This window comes from uncultured Desulfosarcina sp. (genome assembly GCF_963664155.2).
Taxonomy (GTDB): Bacteria; Desulfobacterota; Desulfobacteria; order Desulfobacterales; family Desulfosarcinaceae; genus Desulfosarcina.
In genome coordinates this window covers 3339833-3354406 of record NZ_CAXXXH010000001.1, presented here as the reverse complement: position 1 = coordinate 3354406, position 14574 = coordinate 3339833, and the positions used below count along the sequence as shown (strand labels likewise).

At 56.5% G+C, this 14574-nt stretch carries 16 protein-coding genes; 7 read left to right on the top strand and 9 right to left on the bottom strand.

Annotation, left to right across the window (positions count from 1 at the left end):
- Nucleotides 1–95: 95 nt before the first annotated feature.
- A complete protein-coding gene (locus ACHZBS_RS15225; protein ID WP_319407373.1) occupies nt 96–335 on the bottom strand; it encodes a MoaD/ThiS family protein in 240 nt (79 codons plus the stop codon).
- 427 nt (nt 336–762) lie between these two features.
- Here ACHZBS_RS15225 and ACHZBS_RS15220 point away from each other — a divergent pair, with 427 nt between their 5' ends.
- A complete protein-coding gene (locus tag ACHZBS_RS15220) occupies nt 763–1644 on the top strand; it encodes a hypothetical protein (RefSeq protein ID WP_319407372.1) in 882 nt (293 codons plus the stop codon).
- Nucleotides 1645–1831: 187 nt separating this feature from the next.
- Here ACHZBS_RS15220 and mscL read toward each other — a convergent pair whose 3' ends face one another.
- From mscL to ACHZBS_RS15185, 7 genes are all read right to left on the bottom strand, one after another.
- A complete protein-coding gene (mscL, locus tag ACHZBS_RS15215) occupies nt 1832–2236 on the bottom strand; it encodes a large-conductance mechanosensitive channel protein MscL (RefSeq protein WP_319407371.1) in 405 nt (134 codons plus the stop codon).
- Between the two features lie 47 nt (nt 2237–2283).
- Nucleotides 2284–2406 carry a hypothetical protein gene (locus ACHZBS_RS15210; protein WP_319407370.1) on the bottom strand — a complete coding sequence of 41 codons (123 nt, stop codon included), beginning with the start codon at nt 2404–2406 and terminating at the stop codon, nt 2284–2286.
- Nucleotides 2390–3415 (bottom strand): cytochrome d ubiquinol oxidase subunit II, encoded by a 1026-nt coding sequence (gene cydB, locus ACHZBS_RS15205; protein WP_319407369.1) that lies wholly within the window; start codon nt 3413–3415, stop codon nt 2390–2392. Before cydB ends, ACHZBS_RS15210 begins: the two co-directional genes overlap by 17 nt.
- Nucleotides 3408–4814, bottom strand: coding sequence for a cytochrome ubiquinol oxidase subunit I (locus tag ACHZBS_RS15200; RefSeq protein WP_319407368.1), 1407 nt, complete (start codon nt 4812–4814; stop codon nt 3408–3410). Before ACHZBS_RS15200 ends, cydB begins: the two co-directional genes overlap by 8 nt.
- Before the next feature lie 178 nt (nt 4815–4992).
- Nucleotides 4993–5712, bottom strand: a complete 720-nt coding sequence (locus tag ACHZBS_RS15195; protein WP_319407367.1) for an SDR family oxidoreductase — start codon at nt 5710–5712, stop codon at nt 4993–4995.
- 163 nt (nt 5713–5875) lie between these two features.
- Complete coding sequence (locus ACHZBS_RS15190; protein ID WP_319407366.1) at nt 5876–7300, bottom strand: serine hydrolase; 1425 nt, start codon at nt 7298–7300, stop codon at nt 5876–5878.
- A 69-nt stretch (nt 7301–7369) separates the two neighbouring features.
- Nucleotides 7370–7828, bottom strand: a complete 459-nt coding sequence (locus tag ACHZBS_RS15185; protein ID WP_394707993.1) for a YaiI/YqxD family protein — start codon at nt 7826–7828, stop codon at nt 7370–7372.
- Between the two features lie 265 nt (nt 7829–8093).
- Here ACHZBS_RS15185 and ACHZBS_RS15180 point away from each other — a divergent pair, with 265 nt between their 5' ends.
- The 6 genes from ACHZBS_RS15180 to ACHZBS_RS15155 all read left to right on the top strand — a co-directional run bounded on the left by ACHZBS_RS15180 (nt 8094) and on the right by ACHZBS_RS15155 (nt 12946).
- Nucleotides 8094–8609, top strand: coding sequence for a PocR ligand-binding domain-containing protein (locus ACHZBS_RS15180; RefSeq protein WP_319407364.1), 516 nt, complete (start codon nt 8094–8096; stop codon nt 8607–8609).
- 108 nt (nt 8610–8717) lie between these two features.
- Nucleotides 8718–9464 (top strand): 4Fe-4S binding protein, encoded by a 747-nt coding sequence (locus ACHZBS_RS15175; RefSeq protein WP_319407363.1) that lies wholly within the window; start codon nt 8718–8720, stop codon nt 9462–9464.
- 27 nt (nt 9465–9491) lie between these two features.
- Nucleotides 9492–9959 carry a hypothetical protein gene (locus ACHZBS_RS15170; protein ID WP_319407362.1) on the top strand — a complete coding sequence of 156 codons (468 nt, stop codon included), beginning with the start codon at nt 9492–9494 and terminating at the stop codon, nt 9957–9959.
- A 70-nt stretch (nt 9960–10029) separates the two neighbouring features.
- Entirely contained in the window at nt 10030–11637 is a 1608-nt protein-coding gene (locus tag ACHZBS_RS15165; protein WP_319407361.1) for a hydrogenase iron-sulfur subunit, read from the top strand.
- Nucleotides 11638–11725: 88 nt separating this feature from the next.
- Nucleotides 11726–12430: a 4Fe-4S dicluster domain-containing protein gene (locus tag ACHZBS_RS15160; protein ID WP_319407360.1), complete on the top strand. Its 705-nt coding sequence runs from the start codon at nt 11726–11728 to the stop codon at nt 12428–12430.
- Between the two features lie 78 nt (nt 12431–12508).
- Entirely contained in the window at nt 12509–12946 is a 438-nt protein-coding gene (locus ACHZBS_RS15155; protein WP_319407359.1) for a heterodisulfide reductase-related iron-sulfur binding cluster, read from the top strand.
- A gap of 93 nt (nt 12947–13039) precedes the next feature.
- On the opposite strand, the gene ACHZBS_RS15150 is transcribed toward ACHZBS_RS15155, so the two are convergent.
- Entirely contained in the window at nt 13040–14503 is a 1464-nt protein-coding gene (locus ACHZBS_RS15150) for an HDOD domain-containing protein (protein WP_319407358.1), read from the bottom strand.
- Nucleotides 14504–14574: the final 71 nt, after the last annotated feature.

The following is a 14574-nucleotide window of genomic DNA, read 5'->3' as shown; positions in this document are numbered from 1 at the left end:
CAGATTAAGATGGTGACGAGTTCGGACCGGCAGGCATCGATGCCCCGATATTGATAGCCTGCCACAAGTTGCCCCTGGCCGCAGGCATCCACAGCCTACACTCCACCGACAGCCGGTACGAAAGCCACGCGGTCGCCGTCCGCCAGTCGGCCATCGCGTCCCACCCGTCTACCGTTGACGAATACCGTGGCAATCTCTTTTTCGGGAACCCGCACGTGGTCTATTAAATTTCCGATGGTAGCGTTGTCTTCACCAATCGTTATGGATATTGGCTGATCGTGCCGGCAGGTGTCGTCATTGGAAAGCGATGCAAAGCACTTGACATTAATTTTCATGGTTCACCTCACACGTTTTAAATTCAGTTTGAGTTGATGAAAAATCGTACACTTCAACAGTAGTCACCGGCTTGAGATCTTCAAGATGCAGCAGAAACAGACGGGTTAGCCGGCAGGCGCAGGAAAAAAACAACTCCTCGTTTTAAATAGGTTTTATTAAGAGCACAGGAACAGACGGTGGGTTTAACCTACCACTGAATGACCAAAAGACTGTTTGTTTGAAAGCCGGAAATAACCTCCACCTATTGAAATACCACCGTTACTCCCACGAGAGTGACAGCAGATAAATTGTGCGCTATGGTGAATTTGCATGATGCTGCCGACTGGAACCGTGGAGGCGCAACCGTCTTGGCCAACGCATCCAAGCAATACCGGGAAGGCTTTTTAATCGGCAGTTCCCGTATTTCAACCAAGCGGAAAAGTAGATATGCCTGAAGACATAAGGGACAGATCATCCATCGGCCATGCCGATGTCACCGCACTGAACTTCGTCAGATCGTCCACACCCTATATGTTCAGGAGACATTTCAGGCAGGGCCTTCGATCGCATATCATGGAAATCCTCAACGCGTCGGATGTGGAAATCGAGCAATCGGGGAAGGTGATCGACGGGGTCAGATGGTTTCCCAAAGCGCCGCCGCGCCGGATGTTCCGCATTTTCCGTGCCCGTCTTGAAACCCTCGAAAACGCCCTTTTCGAAATCGGGCGGGTCAAAATCGTCGAGCGATACCTGGCACCCGATTTCATGGCCCGGTCCACAGAATGCATCGTGGATTATCGGGGGCCCCAAGGCCGGGACCTGGTGCTGTGCGGGTTTCAGGAATATGTCAGGGGTGAGATCCTGGATCCGTGGACCATTCTTGGCACCGCGGAACTGCTACCGGGGTTGTATGAAACATTTCGTGCCCAGGACGGAACGCTGACCCTATCGGAAACCCGATGGATCAAGGAAGTCCGGAAAAAAGGAGCCGGGTTCATCGAAAAAATCAAACGGATGGTCACCGAAGCCGGGCACATCCCCGATCTGGCCGGAGCAGGCAATCTGATCATCACCGTTGCCGGCGGCATCCGTCTGGTGGACATCAACAACATCTCAAGGGTTTCTCCGGGGTCTTCGATCGATCTGGACGAAAAAGGCTACCCCGTATGCGACAAATCCATCGAAGCGCTGTCACTGATCGAAGAAAAACTCCTCGGCAGATCGGTCGACATGAATGAAAAACTTTACCAGCGGTTCCTTGACCCGCAGCGACGAAAGGGGGTCATGACCCAAGAAAAAAGATTCTGGAAAGTGAAGGACACAAGCTGAATGGGATCAGGCGTCTGGAAAAGGCACATGGGAATCAGGCAAAAGACTGCTGATCCCCGGGCGGGCCATCGTCCGTTCATATCCCAATCGTTGCTGTGAACCGCCCCATGCGGACCCACGCTCGCAATTGTTCGGGAAGCCAGCTGCCCTCCGGCTTTCCGTTTTACCCGCGTGATCTGACGAGAAGTTACTTTCGCTCCTTCAATAAATCACGGATTTCCTTAAGTAAGACTTCTTGCGCAGGGGGTTCCGGCGGCGCTTGAGGCGCTTCTTCCTCTTTTCGCTTGAGCGAGTTGATGGCTTTAACGGCGATAAAAATAGCGAAGGCGATGATGGTGAAATCGACCACGGACTGAATGAATTTGCCATAGCTGATCACCACGGCAGGAAGATCTCCCGAAGCCTCTTTAACCGTGAGCGCCAAATTGGTAAAATCGACGCCGCCCAAGAGCACACCTATTGGGGGCATAATCACATCACCGACAAAGGAAGAAACGATTTTTCCGAATGCCGCACCAATAATGATGCCCACAGCCATATCGACAACATTCCCCTTGACTGCAAAATCCTTAAACTCTTTAATCATGCTCATGATCCGTTCCTCCGTTAAATTATGATTTGACCGGTTCAGCGTGGCACCTATACCCCCATCCCCAGCATCACCCGCACGATTCCGGCCAGCACCAGCATGGCGATCATCCCGCCGACGAACAGGCCGGCGAACCACAACCACTGGCGCTGTTTTTCAGTAAGCCGCATCATGTTCGTGGGAGGCCTTGCCACGGAACACCCAGAAGCAATAGCCTGTATAGGCCAGGACACAGGGCAGCAGAAACACCGTCCCCACCAGCAGCAGAGACTGGGATTCAGGAGCGGCGGCCGCCTCCCACAGGGTCACCTTGAAGGGCACCAGCCAGGGCCAGGTGCTCACACCGATGCCGATGTAGTTCATCAGAAATATGCCCAAGGTGAGAAAAAAGGGTCGGTATTCCCGATCGGTGCGCAGATCCCGCCAGAGCATGACGAAAAAAACCACCGACAGAATCGGCATGGGCTGCAGGAAGTAGAAGTTGGGAAGACTGAACCACAGGTCTTTGATGTCACTGTTCATCATCGGCATGATCAGGCTGACCAGTCCCATGAACAGGGCCACGTATAACAACACGTAACGGGCACACTTGCGCGCCCAGTCCTGAGTGTCGCCCTCGGTTTTCATGATCGTCCAGGTGGCGCCCAACAGCGCATATCCGGTTACCAGGGCGACGCCGGTCATGACGCTGAAGGCATCCAGCCAGTCAAAGGCACCGCCGCCGAAATTGCGGCCGTCCACGGCGATACCGTGAACGAAGGTGCCCAGCACCATGCCCTGCATGAAGGTGGCCACCAGGGAGCCGAAGTGGAAGGAGTAATCCCAGATCCGCCTGGATTTACCGGTGGCCTTGAAGCGGAATTCGAAGGCCACGCCGCGGAATATCAACCCCAGCAGCATGAGAATAATCGGGATGTAGAAAGCCGGCATGAGAATGGCGTAGGCCAGGGGGAAGGCCGCAAACAGGCCGCCGCCGCCCAGCACCAGCCAGGTTTCGTTGCCGTCCCAGAACGGGGCGATGGAATTCATCATGCGGTCCCGGCACTGGTCGGAAGGGGCAAAAGGAAAGAGGATACCCACGCCCAGGTCGAAGCCATCCAACAGGATGTAAAGAAAGATGGCCGTGCCGATCAACAGATACCAGACGAGCGGCAGGTCCAGAAAACTCTCGAAACTAAACATCTTTCCCTCCTGTTCCGGCAGCCAGATCCGTTACCAGCGGCGGCTGCTTGACGCCGTGGCTTCCGTAAGCATCTTCTTCTTTGGTTTCCGGCCCCTTGTCGATGAGTTTGAGAATGTAATAGGCACCGGCGGTAAACACCAGACCATAGGTGACGACAAACGCCGCCAGGGAAATGGCGACCGGACCCGCAGCCACCGGCGAGATGGTTTCCGACGTTCGCAATACGTTGAATACGATGAACGGCTGCCGGCCCACCTCGGTAACGAACCAGCCGGCCACCACGGCCACAAATCCCGCCGGCGTCATGGCCATACACCACAAGTGAAACCACCGCGTGGTAAAAAGATGTTTCTTAAAATGGAGCACCAGCGCAACCAGTCCGGTGGCGATCATCAGCATTCCCAGGCCCACCATGAGGCGGAAGGCCCAGAAGACCATGGCCACAGGCGGACGATCTCCCCGGGGCCACGATTTGAGTCCCTTGACCTCGCCGTTGAAGTCATGGGTGAGAATGAAGCTGGAAAGCTTGGGAATGGCTATTTCAAAGGAGTTGCGCTCCTCGATCTGGTTTGGCCAGGCGAAGAGCCGCAGCGCGGCGCCCTGCTCCGTGTCCCAGATGCCCTCCATGGCCGCGACCTTCACCGGTTGGTGCTTCAAGGTGTTCAACCCGTGCATATCGCCGAAAAGCAACTGCATGGGCGCCACGAAGATGGCCATGATCATGGCCATGCCCAGCATGATCCGGGCGTGTTTCACATGCAGGCCACGCCACAGGTAGTATCCGCCGATGCCGCCCACCACGAAAGCCGTAGTCAGATAGGCCCCGGTGACCATGTGAAGAAGGCGGTAGGGAAAAGACGGGTTGAAAATCACTTGAATCCAGTTGGTGGGGTAAAGCAGGCCGTCGACGCCCTCGCGAAAGCCGGCCGGGGTTTGCATCCAGCTGTTGGCGGACAGGATCCAGAAGGCCGATATCAGGGTCCCCGCAGCCACGATCACCGTGGCCGCAAAGTGCATCTTCCGGCTCACCCGGTTCCAGCCGAAAAGCATGATGCCCAGAAAGGATGCCTCCAGGAAAAAGGCCGTAAGCACTTCGTAGCCCAATAGCGGTCCTATCACGTTGCCCACCTGATCGGCAAACACGGACCAGTTGGTGCCGAACTGGTAGGAGAGCACCACACCGGTAACCACACCCATGCCGAAGGTCACGGCAAAAATTTTCACCCACATGCGATAAATCTGCTCGTAAAGCGGGTTGCCGGTTTTAAGCCAGCGCCACTCGACCACGGCCAGCCAACTGGCCAGGCCGATGGTAAACGCCGGAAAGGTGATGTGATAGGCCACGGTAAAGGCAAATTGGGCACGCGCCAGAAATACGGGATCAAGGTGGGAGAACATGGCAATACCTCGATGGGTTATAGTGGGTTGTCAATGGCAGGGAGCAAACGCTTAATTTCCATAATAGAGGGTATGCCGGCAAAGTCAAGTTGAACGACGATCGGCGGCCGCAGGCAAACGGATGGCAGGCGTGGAATCAGCTACCGGCTGCCGAAAGTGGTCCGACACGACAACACGATCAGGCAATCATTCCACCGCCATCCACATCCAGGACAATGCCGGTGATAAAGCCGTTGGTCATCAACATCAGCACGGCATCGGCAATGTCTTCCGGCCGGCCCACCCGTCCCGCCGGCAGGCGCCGGCCAACGGCCGTGAACATCTCTTCCCGGGCCGCTTCCGGCATCTTCAGGTAGGCACCGGTGCCGGCCGTCATTCCCGGAGAAATCACGTTGACCCGCACCGGGGCCAGATCCTTGGCCAGGGCCCGGCCCATGGCTTCCACGGCGGCGTTGACCGACGCCAGCACCGCGTCGTTCCGACCGGGCCGCCGGCTCAGTATACCGGAGAAGAGAGTGATCGACCCTCCGGGATTGATCCGGACGTATTTAACGCACAAGTAGGGTCCCCAGAACTTGCTCTGCATGGTAAACAGACCGTCGGCCAGGGGCATCTCCCGCAGGGTGCCGGTTTTTACCGAACTGCCAGGAATCACCAGGTGGTCGACGGCCCCCAGCCGCTCGAACAGGCCCGACACCGATACCTCGTCCATGGTGTCCACCACCTGCCAGTGCACATCGCCGCCGATCTGCGCGGCGGCGGCTTTCAGTTTTTCATGGCTCCGGCTGGCGATCACCACCCGGGCACCGGACAGTGAGGATTTTTGGGCCACGGCAAGCCCCATGCCCGAGCTGCCGCCGATGACGACCACGGTTTTATCTTTCAACGCGTGATTCATGGTTCACCTCGATCTTGCATCCATAGAGAAAGATAATAACCACTTCGAGCAGCATCTGTCCATCGGATCGGGTAAAAAAGTCAGAATGAAATTTGAGAATGGATGCTTCTAATGGGTTGTTTCCGGTTTAACCGGGTGAGGGGGCCGGCATCCCGTCGGCGGTTTATCCGGGAAGCGCCCGGATCACATCAGCAATGAAGGCATCGGTATCCCAGGCCGACCTCGGGGCCGTGGCGCCGAAGCGCACCAGCACCAGTTTTTTGGAGGGAATCACAATGACCTTCTGCTCCTGAAATCCCTGGGCGGCATAAGCATCCAATGGGGCATGGGGCCACAGGCGGTTGTCGGGATTGCCGGGCGCACCGGCGTTGAGCCAGAACAGGGCGCCGTATTCTCCTTTGGGGGCCTTGGGTGTGGGAGTGGTGGTATAGTCGACCCACCCTTCGGGCAGGACCCGCTCGCCGTTCCACATGCCGTCCTGGAGATAGAGCAGGCCGAAGCGGGCCCAGTCCCGGACGGTGGCAACGGTGTACGAGGATCCCACGAAGGTCCCGGAAGGATCCGGCTCTATAATGGCGCTGGTCATGCCGATCCGGTCAAAAAGAGCTTCGCGGATAAAACGGTAGTAGTCAACGGCCTCTTTTTCAGCCTCATGCCGGACGACGCGGGCAATAATGTTGGCCGTGCCGCTGGAATAGTTCCAGGTTTCCTCCGGTGCCGTTTCAAGGGCTTTGCCGGCGGCAAAAGCGGCAAAATCATTGCTGCCGAATAGCATATCCGTCGCATCGGCCAGCGGTTTGTAGACCTCTTCGAAGGCCAGTCCGCTGCTCATGCGCAGCAGCTGATCCAAGGTGATGTTCCGCCGCGGATCGTCGGGCGACTGCCATTCGGGAACCGGTGCCGGGTCTTTCAGCGCCAGCTTTCCATCGCGAACGAGGATGCCCACCAGCGCATTGGTGATGCTTTTGCTCATGGACCATCCCAGGATCGGCATCTCAGGGCCGAATCCGGGTGCGTATCGCTCGGCGATCAACTGCCCGTCGAAAACGATGGCCACGGCGCGCGTCTTACGGGGGTTCTCCGGTCCCGGTTCGGCGAATGCCTCATCCAGGGCCTGTTCCAGTTTCCCGGGATCCACACCCAACGCCGCCGGATCGACAGCCCCCCCGCCGCCTTGCGGCCAGGGCAATGCGGTTGATTGCGACGGCGGCGTATACGCTTCACCGGGTCGATAAAACCGCTGGTTGCGTAATTCCTCCTCAACGATGCCGGCCATCAGGGTGCACCCACAGCCGCCGCGATAGATGGCCTTGGAATGGAAGACCTTGAACGCCGTGGCCGTGACGGATTGTCTATCTGCGTTAATGTCCCAGGTGACGAATTTTGCCAGCGGGTTGACCGGCTTGATATCTTCGGTAAAAACGATCTCCGGGTCTCTATTGGATATAAAGGTGCTGGTGCACAGGTACTTGGCAACGTAGCCGGTGCCGATGGGCATGGCCTGGGCCAGAAACCATACAGCGGCGACCGCCAGCCCGATCGACAGCACCCCCATGACAGCCAGAAGACCTTTCACGCCTCGCTTCATTGCAGATCCTTTCCATCGTCTACTGTGCAGGTTCCCTAATCGTCGGCAGGGGTTCCAACGGCCCCCCACCTATTTCTTGTTGTTACGTTTTAACGCCTGAATCATCTGGTCGAACTGGTGAAGAAAGCGGGAGCGGTCCTTCTTTTGAAACGGCGGCGGTCCGCCTGCTATATTTCCGGCCTCTCTCAGATCGGACATTAGTTCGCGCATGGCCATAGCCTGGCCGATGTTCTCCAGGGTGAATGGCCGGCCGGCAGGGCCGATCACCCGGGCGCCCCTGCCGATACACCGGTTGGCCAGGAGAATATCCGCCGTGACCACGATGTCGTCCGCTAAAACCTGATTGACAATCCAATCGTCCGCCTCATCGAAGCCACTGCCGACGACCACCAGCCTGGATATGCCCGGATCGGGAACGCGCATGGGTGAGTTGGCAACAAACGTCACGGTCAGCCCGCACCGCCCGGCGACGCGGCAGACTTCCTGCTTGACCGGGCAGGCATCCGCATCGACATAAATATTCAGCAACGCAGCCATCCTTTGAAATGTGAGCCCAACGAAGATATTGGTATAAAATTAATCGTATACCACATTTTTCAGTTGACGGTTGGCATTCATCCGCATCGCTGAATCGATAGACATCCCGATTTGGGATGAGATACAATAAATATTGAACACTTTAAAATAGTTATGCAAAATTCCAATCTTGCACTTTTTTCGCAATCCGTCTATAGTGCATCGCGAATCAATCCTTACCCCCCATCGTCAAAGCCTAAACAATAGGAGATTCGCCATGGAATTGCTGGACCTTTGTCCTCTCGAAACGTGGAAAACCCTTGAAGACGACATTCGCGAGCGCACGGGCTTAAATGCGGGCGTATTCAGCACCGAAGGCATTCGCATTATTCCACCAGCCGTTTGGCCTAACCCGCTATGCCCGGAAATCAAGGCCAACCCCAAGGGGCAGAGTTTTATCTGCGCCACCGCGCATATGAATATCGCCAATCTCGCCAAAGCGTCCCGCGAACCGGTAATCGAAGAATGCGATGCCGGCATGGTTAAACTGGTGGTGCCGATCTTCTCAGGAGACGAATTTGTCGGTACCGTATCGGGCTGCGGCCTGTTATTGGACGATGGCGTGGCCGATACCTTTCTCGTCAATAAAATTACCGGGATTGAAGAAGCGGCCCTGAAGAAACTGGCCACAAGCATACCGGCCATATCCATGGAAAAAGCTCGGGAAATCAGCCGGTTCATTCAGGAACGGGTGGGGCGGATCGTGGCGGCGTACCAGGCGACCACTCACTGAATCGCTTGATTGCCGGGGATTGACGCCGCTGGTGAAGTTGCCGTTGATTCAAGCGCCACCGTTTCGAAGAAAAAAATTTTTATCGAAATTGAAACGTGGAGAACGCTTTTGAACCTCGAAAACAAACACGTCGTTGTCATCGGCTCCGGCGTGGCCGGTTTGACGGCAGTCGACGCGTTGGCCACCTGGGGCGCACAGGTATCGTTGATTGAAAAGACACCGTTTCTCGGCGGTCATGCCATCCAGCTCAATTGCAAGGCCACGGATGCCTGCGTCAAATGCGGTGCCTGCGTAGCCGAAGACCGTCTGCTGCGTGCCACCCGACACCCCCATGTGGCCATCTATCCCGGCACACAGATCGAAACCGTCGGCGGCCCCCCTCCCTATCGGATTGCTTATCGAACCCATTCGCCCATGGTGAACGCAGACCGCTGCAACGGGTGCGGCATCTGTATCCAAAAATGCCCGGTCCCCGGCGCCATTCTCCAGGGCCGCGCCCCGCGCGTCGGTTCGTATGTGGCCATTCGTCGGGACCTGTGCCGCTATTTCGACAATGCCGCCTGCAGCCTGTGCAGGGATATCTGCCCCCGAGGCGCCATCACGCTGAGGTCTCGGGCGAGATCGGGCAGCCTGCAGGCAGATGCCATCTTTTTAGCCACCGGTTTCGCGCCCTATAATCCCAGCGACAAACCGTATGGTTACGGCCGGTTTCAAAATGTCATCACCAGCCTGGATGCGGAGCGCCTACTGCGCGAACATGCCGTAATGAAGCGTCCGTCGGACGGTCGACCGGCCGTACACATTGCCTTTATTCAATGCGTGGGAAGCCGGGACGCCCAGTCAGGCCATCCCTAGTGTTCAAAAATATGTTGCGGGTCATCGATGAGAATTGCGCGACTGATTCAATCCCGACAGAAAGAAGCGCAGATCACCTTTTTCTATATCGATATGCAGACCTTCGGCAAAGATTTTCAGCCCTTTTATCTCAATGCCCGCAAAAACATCGCCATGATCAGGGCTATCCCCGGCGATATATTGAGAACCGAGACGGACGAACTGGAAGTCATTTACTTTGACCCGGAAACCCGCGCATCCAGGGAATCTGTATTTGACATCGTGGTGCTGGCGATAGGACTGCTTCCCTCTGGAGACAGTGAACCCATGGCCCGCATATTGGGCTGGACCTTGGATGAAAGCGGATTCCTGCCGCCTCACGGAAGCGAACGCCACCCTGCACCGGCAGGCATCTATACCGCCGGTGCGGCCACCGGCCCGATGACGATTGCCGAGAGTGTGAGCAGTGCGGAAAAGACGGTCTATGATTTGGTCCAATACTTGACAGCTTCGTAAAAGGCCGGAGGGAGGTATTCGACGCCTTCAGGAAAAAGCGCTGAAAACATGCCGGTGAGAAATAATCGATATGGATGAAAGAACGTATACCGACCATCGGAGGCAAGCCTCACCGCCGCCTGAAGTGATGATCTTCGGCAGCGGTGCCTGCGCACGGAAAATTGCCGCCAACCTTTACGATCAGGGCATCAACGCCTGTCTGGCAGCAAGGGAAGACTCACCGCCTTCAGCCGGCCATGGCGAGAAAATGCATTGGTTAACCCATATCCAACTGGGCACCTGTCACGGATTTGCCAAAAGATTTGAACTGAAGCTGACGCAAAAGGGCTCGCTTCTTCATCGAAACGTGCCTGCCATCGTGCTTGCAGAAGATGATGACCGTTCCCCCAACTACGAACCCTATGGGCTGACACCCGATCCACGGGTGTTATCCATCTCTTCATTGGAAGAGAAAATGCGTCAGGCATCGACCGACGATCTGTTTGAAAACGGTGCACGGTTCGTGTTTCTCTGTGGCTGGCAAAATGACAGCCATCCGACGATCGCCCAGCGGATGCTGTCTTGCTGCCTCCAGTTGCAGAGCCGATCCCGGGCGGCCACTTATTTTATGACCGGCAACCTGAAAGTGGCGGCCAACGGTGCCGAAGCGCTGGTTCAGGCGGCCAAGCGATCCGGAGCCCTCTTTTTGAAATTCACCCGAGATTTCCCAACCATCCGGACACTGGCGGACGGCCGTTTTGAAATCGACTATCGGGATGAGCTGACCCGCACCCCCTTTCAACTGACGACCGACTGGGTGGTTGTTGATGAAACCGTCGGACCGGGCCGGCACCTGGATGCCCTGGCGCACGCACTTGCGACCCGACAGGACAACCGTGGATTTGCCCAGAGCGACAATGTCCATCGCATGTGCAACGCCACCAATCGTCGAGGCATTTTCGTGGCCGGCGGTTCCCGGGACATTCTATCCGAAGACGAACAACTGGCCGACGCGGACCAGGTCACCTTGAAAGTAATCGCGTTCCTGCAGGATCTGGATGCCGACCGCCTGCCAAAGGTGGAGATCGTTCGCGGCCGGTGCGCCCGATGTTTAACCTGCTATCGACTGTGCCCCCATGTGGCCATCGCCATCGGGCCCCGCGTTTCAGTGGTGACTGAAGCCTGCCAGAGTTGCGGCATATGCGTGGCCGGTTGCCCGGCCCGGGCGATTGAAATGGAAGGGTTTCAAATCGGCGCGGAGATATATCGGCGATTACGAAAACCCGATGCAAAAAAAGAGGTCCCGGAAAGCATACCGAAGGTGATGGTGTTCGGCTGCGCCCGTTCGGCCGGCCAGGCCCGCGCATTGAGCCGTTTGTCGGGCTATACCCTGCCCCAGGGGGTTCAATTTATCGAGGTGCCCTGCGGTGGCACCATTTCCAGCGGCCACCTGCTGGAGGCCTTTGACGCCGGTGCAGACGGCGTGATGCTGTGTACCTGCCACACCGACAATTGCCAATCGGAAATCGGCAACCAAGTGGCCCGCAGGAGAGCCGATTCGGCGCGGAACCTGCTGAAAGGCGCCGGCGTGGAAAGCGACCGGCTGAACATCACCTCGGTGGCGGCCAACATGGGCAACGAGTTCACCTTCATGATCCACGCGTTTGTGGATCGGATCAACGCACTCAACCGCTCGTAATGGCTGCCCGGCGCCCGATTCGAAACGTGCAGGAGCGCCGGGCGCACTTTTTAATCGACTACTGAACCATCATCAAAGGAAGACCGCCATGGCCAACGATCGACCGGACCGTCTGGAAGCATTGAATTCAGCCTGCTGCAAAGACTGGTCCTATGAACAGGATGTCTGCCTGACATGCGCCATGTGCGCCAGCGCCTGTCCGGTGGCCGGGGTGGATGATTATGATCCCCGCAAAATGGTGCGCATGGTCTCTCTGGGCATGGTGGACCAGGTGGTCCAATCCCGCTGGCCCTGGATCTGCACCATGTGCGGCAAGTGTGAGCAGATTTGCCCCATGGGTATCGACATCGCCGATATCACCCGGCGCATCCGATCCCTGCGCCAGGGCCGGCAGATTCCGGGAATTTTGTACAAAGGCCTCACCGCCGCCCTTGAAACCGGCAACAATCTCTCTCTGCCCAAGGAAGACTTTATCTTCATCCTGGAAGATGTAGCCGAAGAAGTTGCCGGAGAACCTGGCTTCGAAGGATTCAGCGTGCCCATCGATAAAAAAGGTGCACGATTGCTCACCACGGTTCACAATAAACTGGTGAACACCCACACCGAAGACCTCAAGCCGTGGTGGAAAATCTTTCATGCTGCCGGGGAAGACTGGACCGTGGCGTCGGACAACTGGGAAGGAACCAGCTGGGGCTATTTTACCGGGGATGACGAAGCCATAAAAATCATGACCGGCCGCATTGTGGAGAACATGCGCCGACTGGAGGTCGATACGCTGCTGTGGCCCGAATGAGGGCACGCCTATCTGGCGACCAGGTATGGTCTGCAAAAATGGTATCCCGAAGCCCTGGAGGAGTTTAAAACGGTTACGGTGTTTGACCTGCTGATTGAGTATATCAAAAGCGGGCGCATTCGTCTGGACCAACGGCGATTCGATGTAAGGGCCACCTACCACGACCCCTGCAATTATGGAAGACGGGCTCAAAAACGGTTCGGCCACGGCTATTTTCAGGAGCCCCGATGGATCATGGACCAGTGCCTTGAGGATTGGGTGGATCTGCATCCCAACCGTCTGCACCAGACCTGTTGCGGCGGCGGCGGCGGCGCGCTGACCACGGGATACAACGATGAACGGATCTTCTATGGCCGCCGCAAAATGGAACAGATCCGGGCAACGGGGGCCCGGATGCTGGTATTGCCGTGCCACAGCTGCCACGGCCAGATCAATAGCATCAAAAAAGCCTACGGGATGGAAGATCTGAGCGTGAAATACCTGTGGGAGCTGGTGGCAGATTGTCTGATTGGGTAATGCTTCCTCAGTCGCCGAATTTCTTCAGGCGAGGACAACCGTTCGGCGACGCTGAAAAGGTTGGCATCACCTGGCCAAACCCGGCTGTCAAAATCATTCCCGGATGGAAGCAAACGCATCTGCAATATGATCCACGATCTGGTCGATCCAGACACATTCCCTCTCATTGAATCCCTCCCCTTTCAGTCGACCGGCAAAACAGAGTCCGATAGCCTGATTACGAACCAACAGGGGAGACATATAGGCGTGACGAAAGGGCATTTGCCCAAAGGGCGTATAGGGCAACCCCAATCCCAGTTTACCGGCCTGCCAATGAAAGGAAGACAGGGACTGGAGGCATTCAACAATAGCGGAATCGGACTTGTTCAAGGGAACGGAAAAATCCTGTGCATGGATATGAATCGTGCTGCCCACATAAAAGCGGCCCTGCAACAGCCTTTTATCCGCACTTAAAAAAGCGATGAAGATCTCGCTGTCCGGCAGGCATCGGAAAAGTGCCTCCTGGGCCAGCATCAACAGTTGGTTTAACTCGCCACCGCGTCTTCGGCACAGCGCCAGCTCGGTAAGGAAGTGACCGATCAGCATCTCCGGCGTATCAACCGGCGCTGAACAGTCGAGAGCGGCACCGAAGCCCATATGGGTAACGATCTCCATCGGATTGGCCTTACCCCATTCCAGAATGTTGACCATCACCTCCACGTCCTCGGCGCTCAGATTGAAAAAGTATTTCACATTTTCATCGGTTTCAAAGGTCTGCCGGATCAGATCGGGAATAGAGAATTTGGGGGCGTCCAAAATCTTGCTGATCCTTTTTTCGGATTTCCGAAGGGCGTTTTTCCCGCCAGGTTGATCCCCAAACATCATGGCCGCCATGGCGGCGGATTCTTCCACCAATAAGCTCAGCGGGTCATCCGAAGCCGTTGGTTTCCGGATGATGCGTTCCACATCCTCGGGCAGATGGTAAAACGCCAGCACGGCATCACAGATGTCGTCATACCGCACCTGAAACACATCGAGGCAGGCCTGGTTGACGGTCATGCCCTTTTCGTTGACCCGTATTTCCATTTCGTGGAACTGGTCTGGAAAGGTGTTTGCCAGACTCATGCCCGGCAGCCGGTAGAGCAGTCCGGCGATGAATATTTCCTCGGGGTTGGTGTGGCGGCAAGCTTTGGCCAGGGACATGGCGAGTATGCCGGAAAAATAGGAAATGGCATACAGCTTCAACAGCTTTCGCTTTTGCAGGGTTTCCATGGTGTGCCGGAACAGGCCCAACCCCAGCGAGAGCAGATAGACCTTGTCAAACCCCAGGTAGGTCACCGCGGCGGAAATGGTTTTAACGGGAAACCGGGGGGCGTAATAGGCGGAATTGACGGTGGCCATCAGGTTGCTGGCCAGTCCGCAGTCTCGCATGATGACAGCCGCCAGGTCGAGGGCGCTGGAATCGTGCTTCTTGGCCAGCCGGGATATTTCAAGGACCGTCTCGCTCAGGGCCGGCAGGCTGCCCTTGTTGCGCATCTCCTCCATCAGTCTGTCCAACACTAATTCTGCATTCGCCACAACAGATCCTCCGGGATTATCGGAACAGGACACGGTTGTCTTGCCATTTTTCTAAAATAGCAGAGATATGA

Coding starts and splice junctions, on each gene's coding strand:
- ACHZBS_RS15225 (WP_319407373.1), bottom strand. CDS start 335: ATGAAAATTAATGTCAAGTGCTTTGCATCGCTTTCCAATGACGACACC.
- ACHZBS_RS15220 (WP_319407372.1), top strand. CDS start 763: ATGCCTGAAGACATAAGGGACAGATCATCCATCGGCCATGCCGATGTC.
- mscL (WP_319407371.1), bottom strand. CDS start 2,236: ATGAGCATGATTAAAGAGTTTAAGGATTTTGCAGTCAAGGGGAATGTT.
- ACHZBS_RS15210 (WP_319407370.1), bottom strand. CDS start 2,406: ATGATGCGGCTTACTGAAAAACAGCGCCAGTGGTTGTGGTTCGCCGGC.
- cydB (WP_319407369.1), bottom strand. CDS start 3,415: ATGTTTAGTTTCGAGAGTTTTCTGGACCTGCCGCTCGTCTGGTATCTG.
- ACHZBS_RS15200 (WP_319407368.1), bottom strand. CDS start 4,814: ATGTTCTCCCACCTTGATCCCGTATTTCTGGCGCGTGCCCAATTTGCC.
- ACHZBS_RS15195 (WP_319407367.1), bottom strand. CDS start 5,712: ATGAATCACGCGTTGAAAGATAAAACCGTGGTCGTCATCGGCGGCAGC.
- ACHZBS_RS15190 (WP_319407366.1), bottom strand. CDS start 7,300: ATGAAGCGAGGCGTGAAAGGTCTTCTGGCTGTCATGGGGGTGCTGTCG.
- ACHZBS_RS15180 (WP_319407364.1), top strand. CDS start 8,094: ATGGAATTGCTGGACCTTTGTCCTCTCGAAACGTGGAAAACCCTTGAA.
- ACHZBS_RS15170 (WP_319407362.1), top strand. CDS start 9,492: ATGAGAATTGCGCGACTGATTCAATCCCGACAGAAAGAAGCGCAGATC.
- ACHZBS_RS15165 (WP_319407361.1), top strand. CDS start 10,030: ATGGATGAAAGAACGTATACCGACCATCGGAGGCAAGCCTCACCGCCG.
- ACHZBS_RS15160 (WP_319407360.1), top strand. CDS start 11,726: ATGGCCAACGATCGACCGGACCGTCTGGAAGCATTGAATTCAGCCTGC.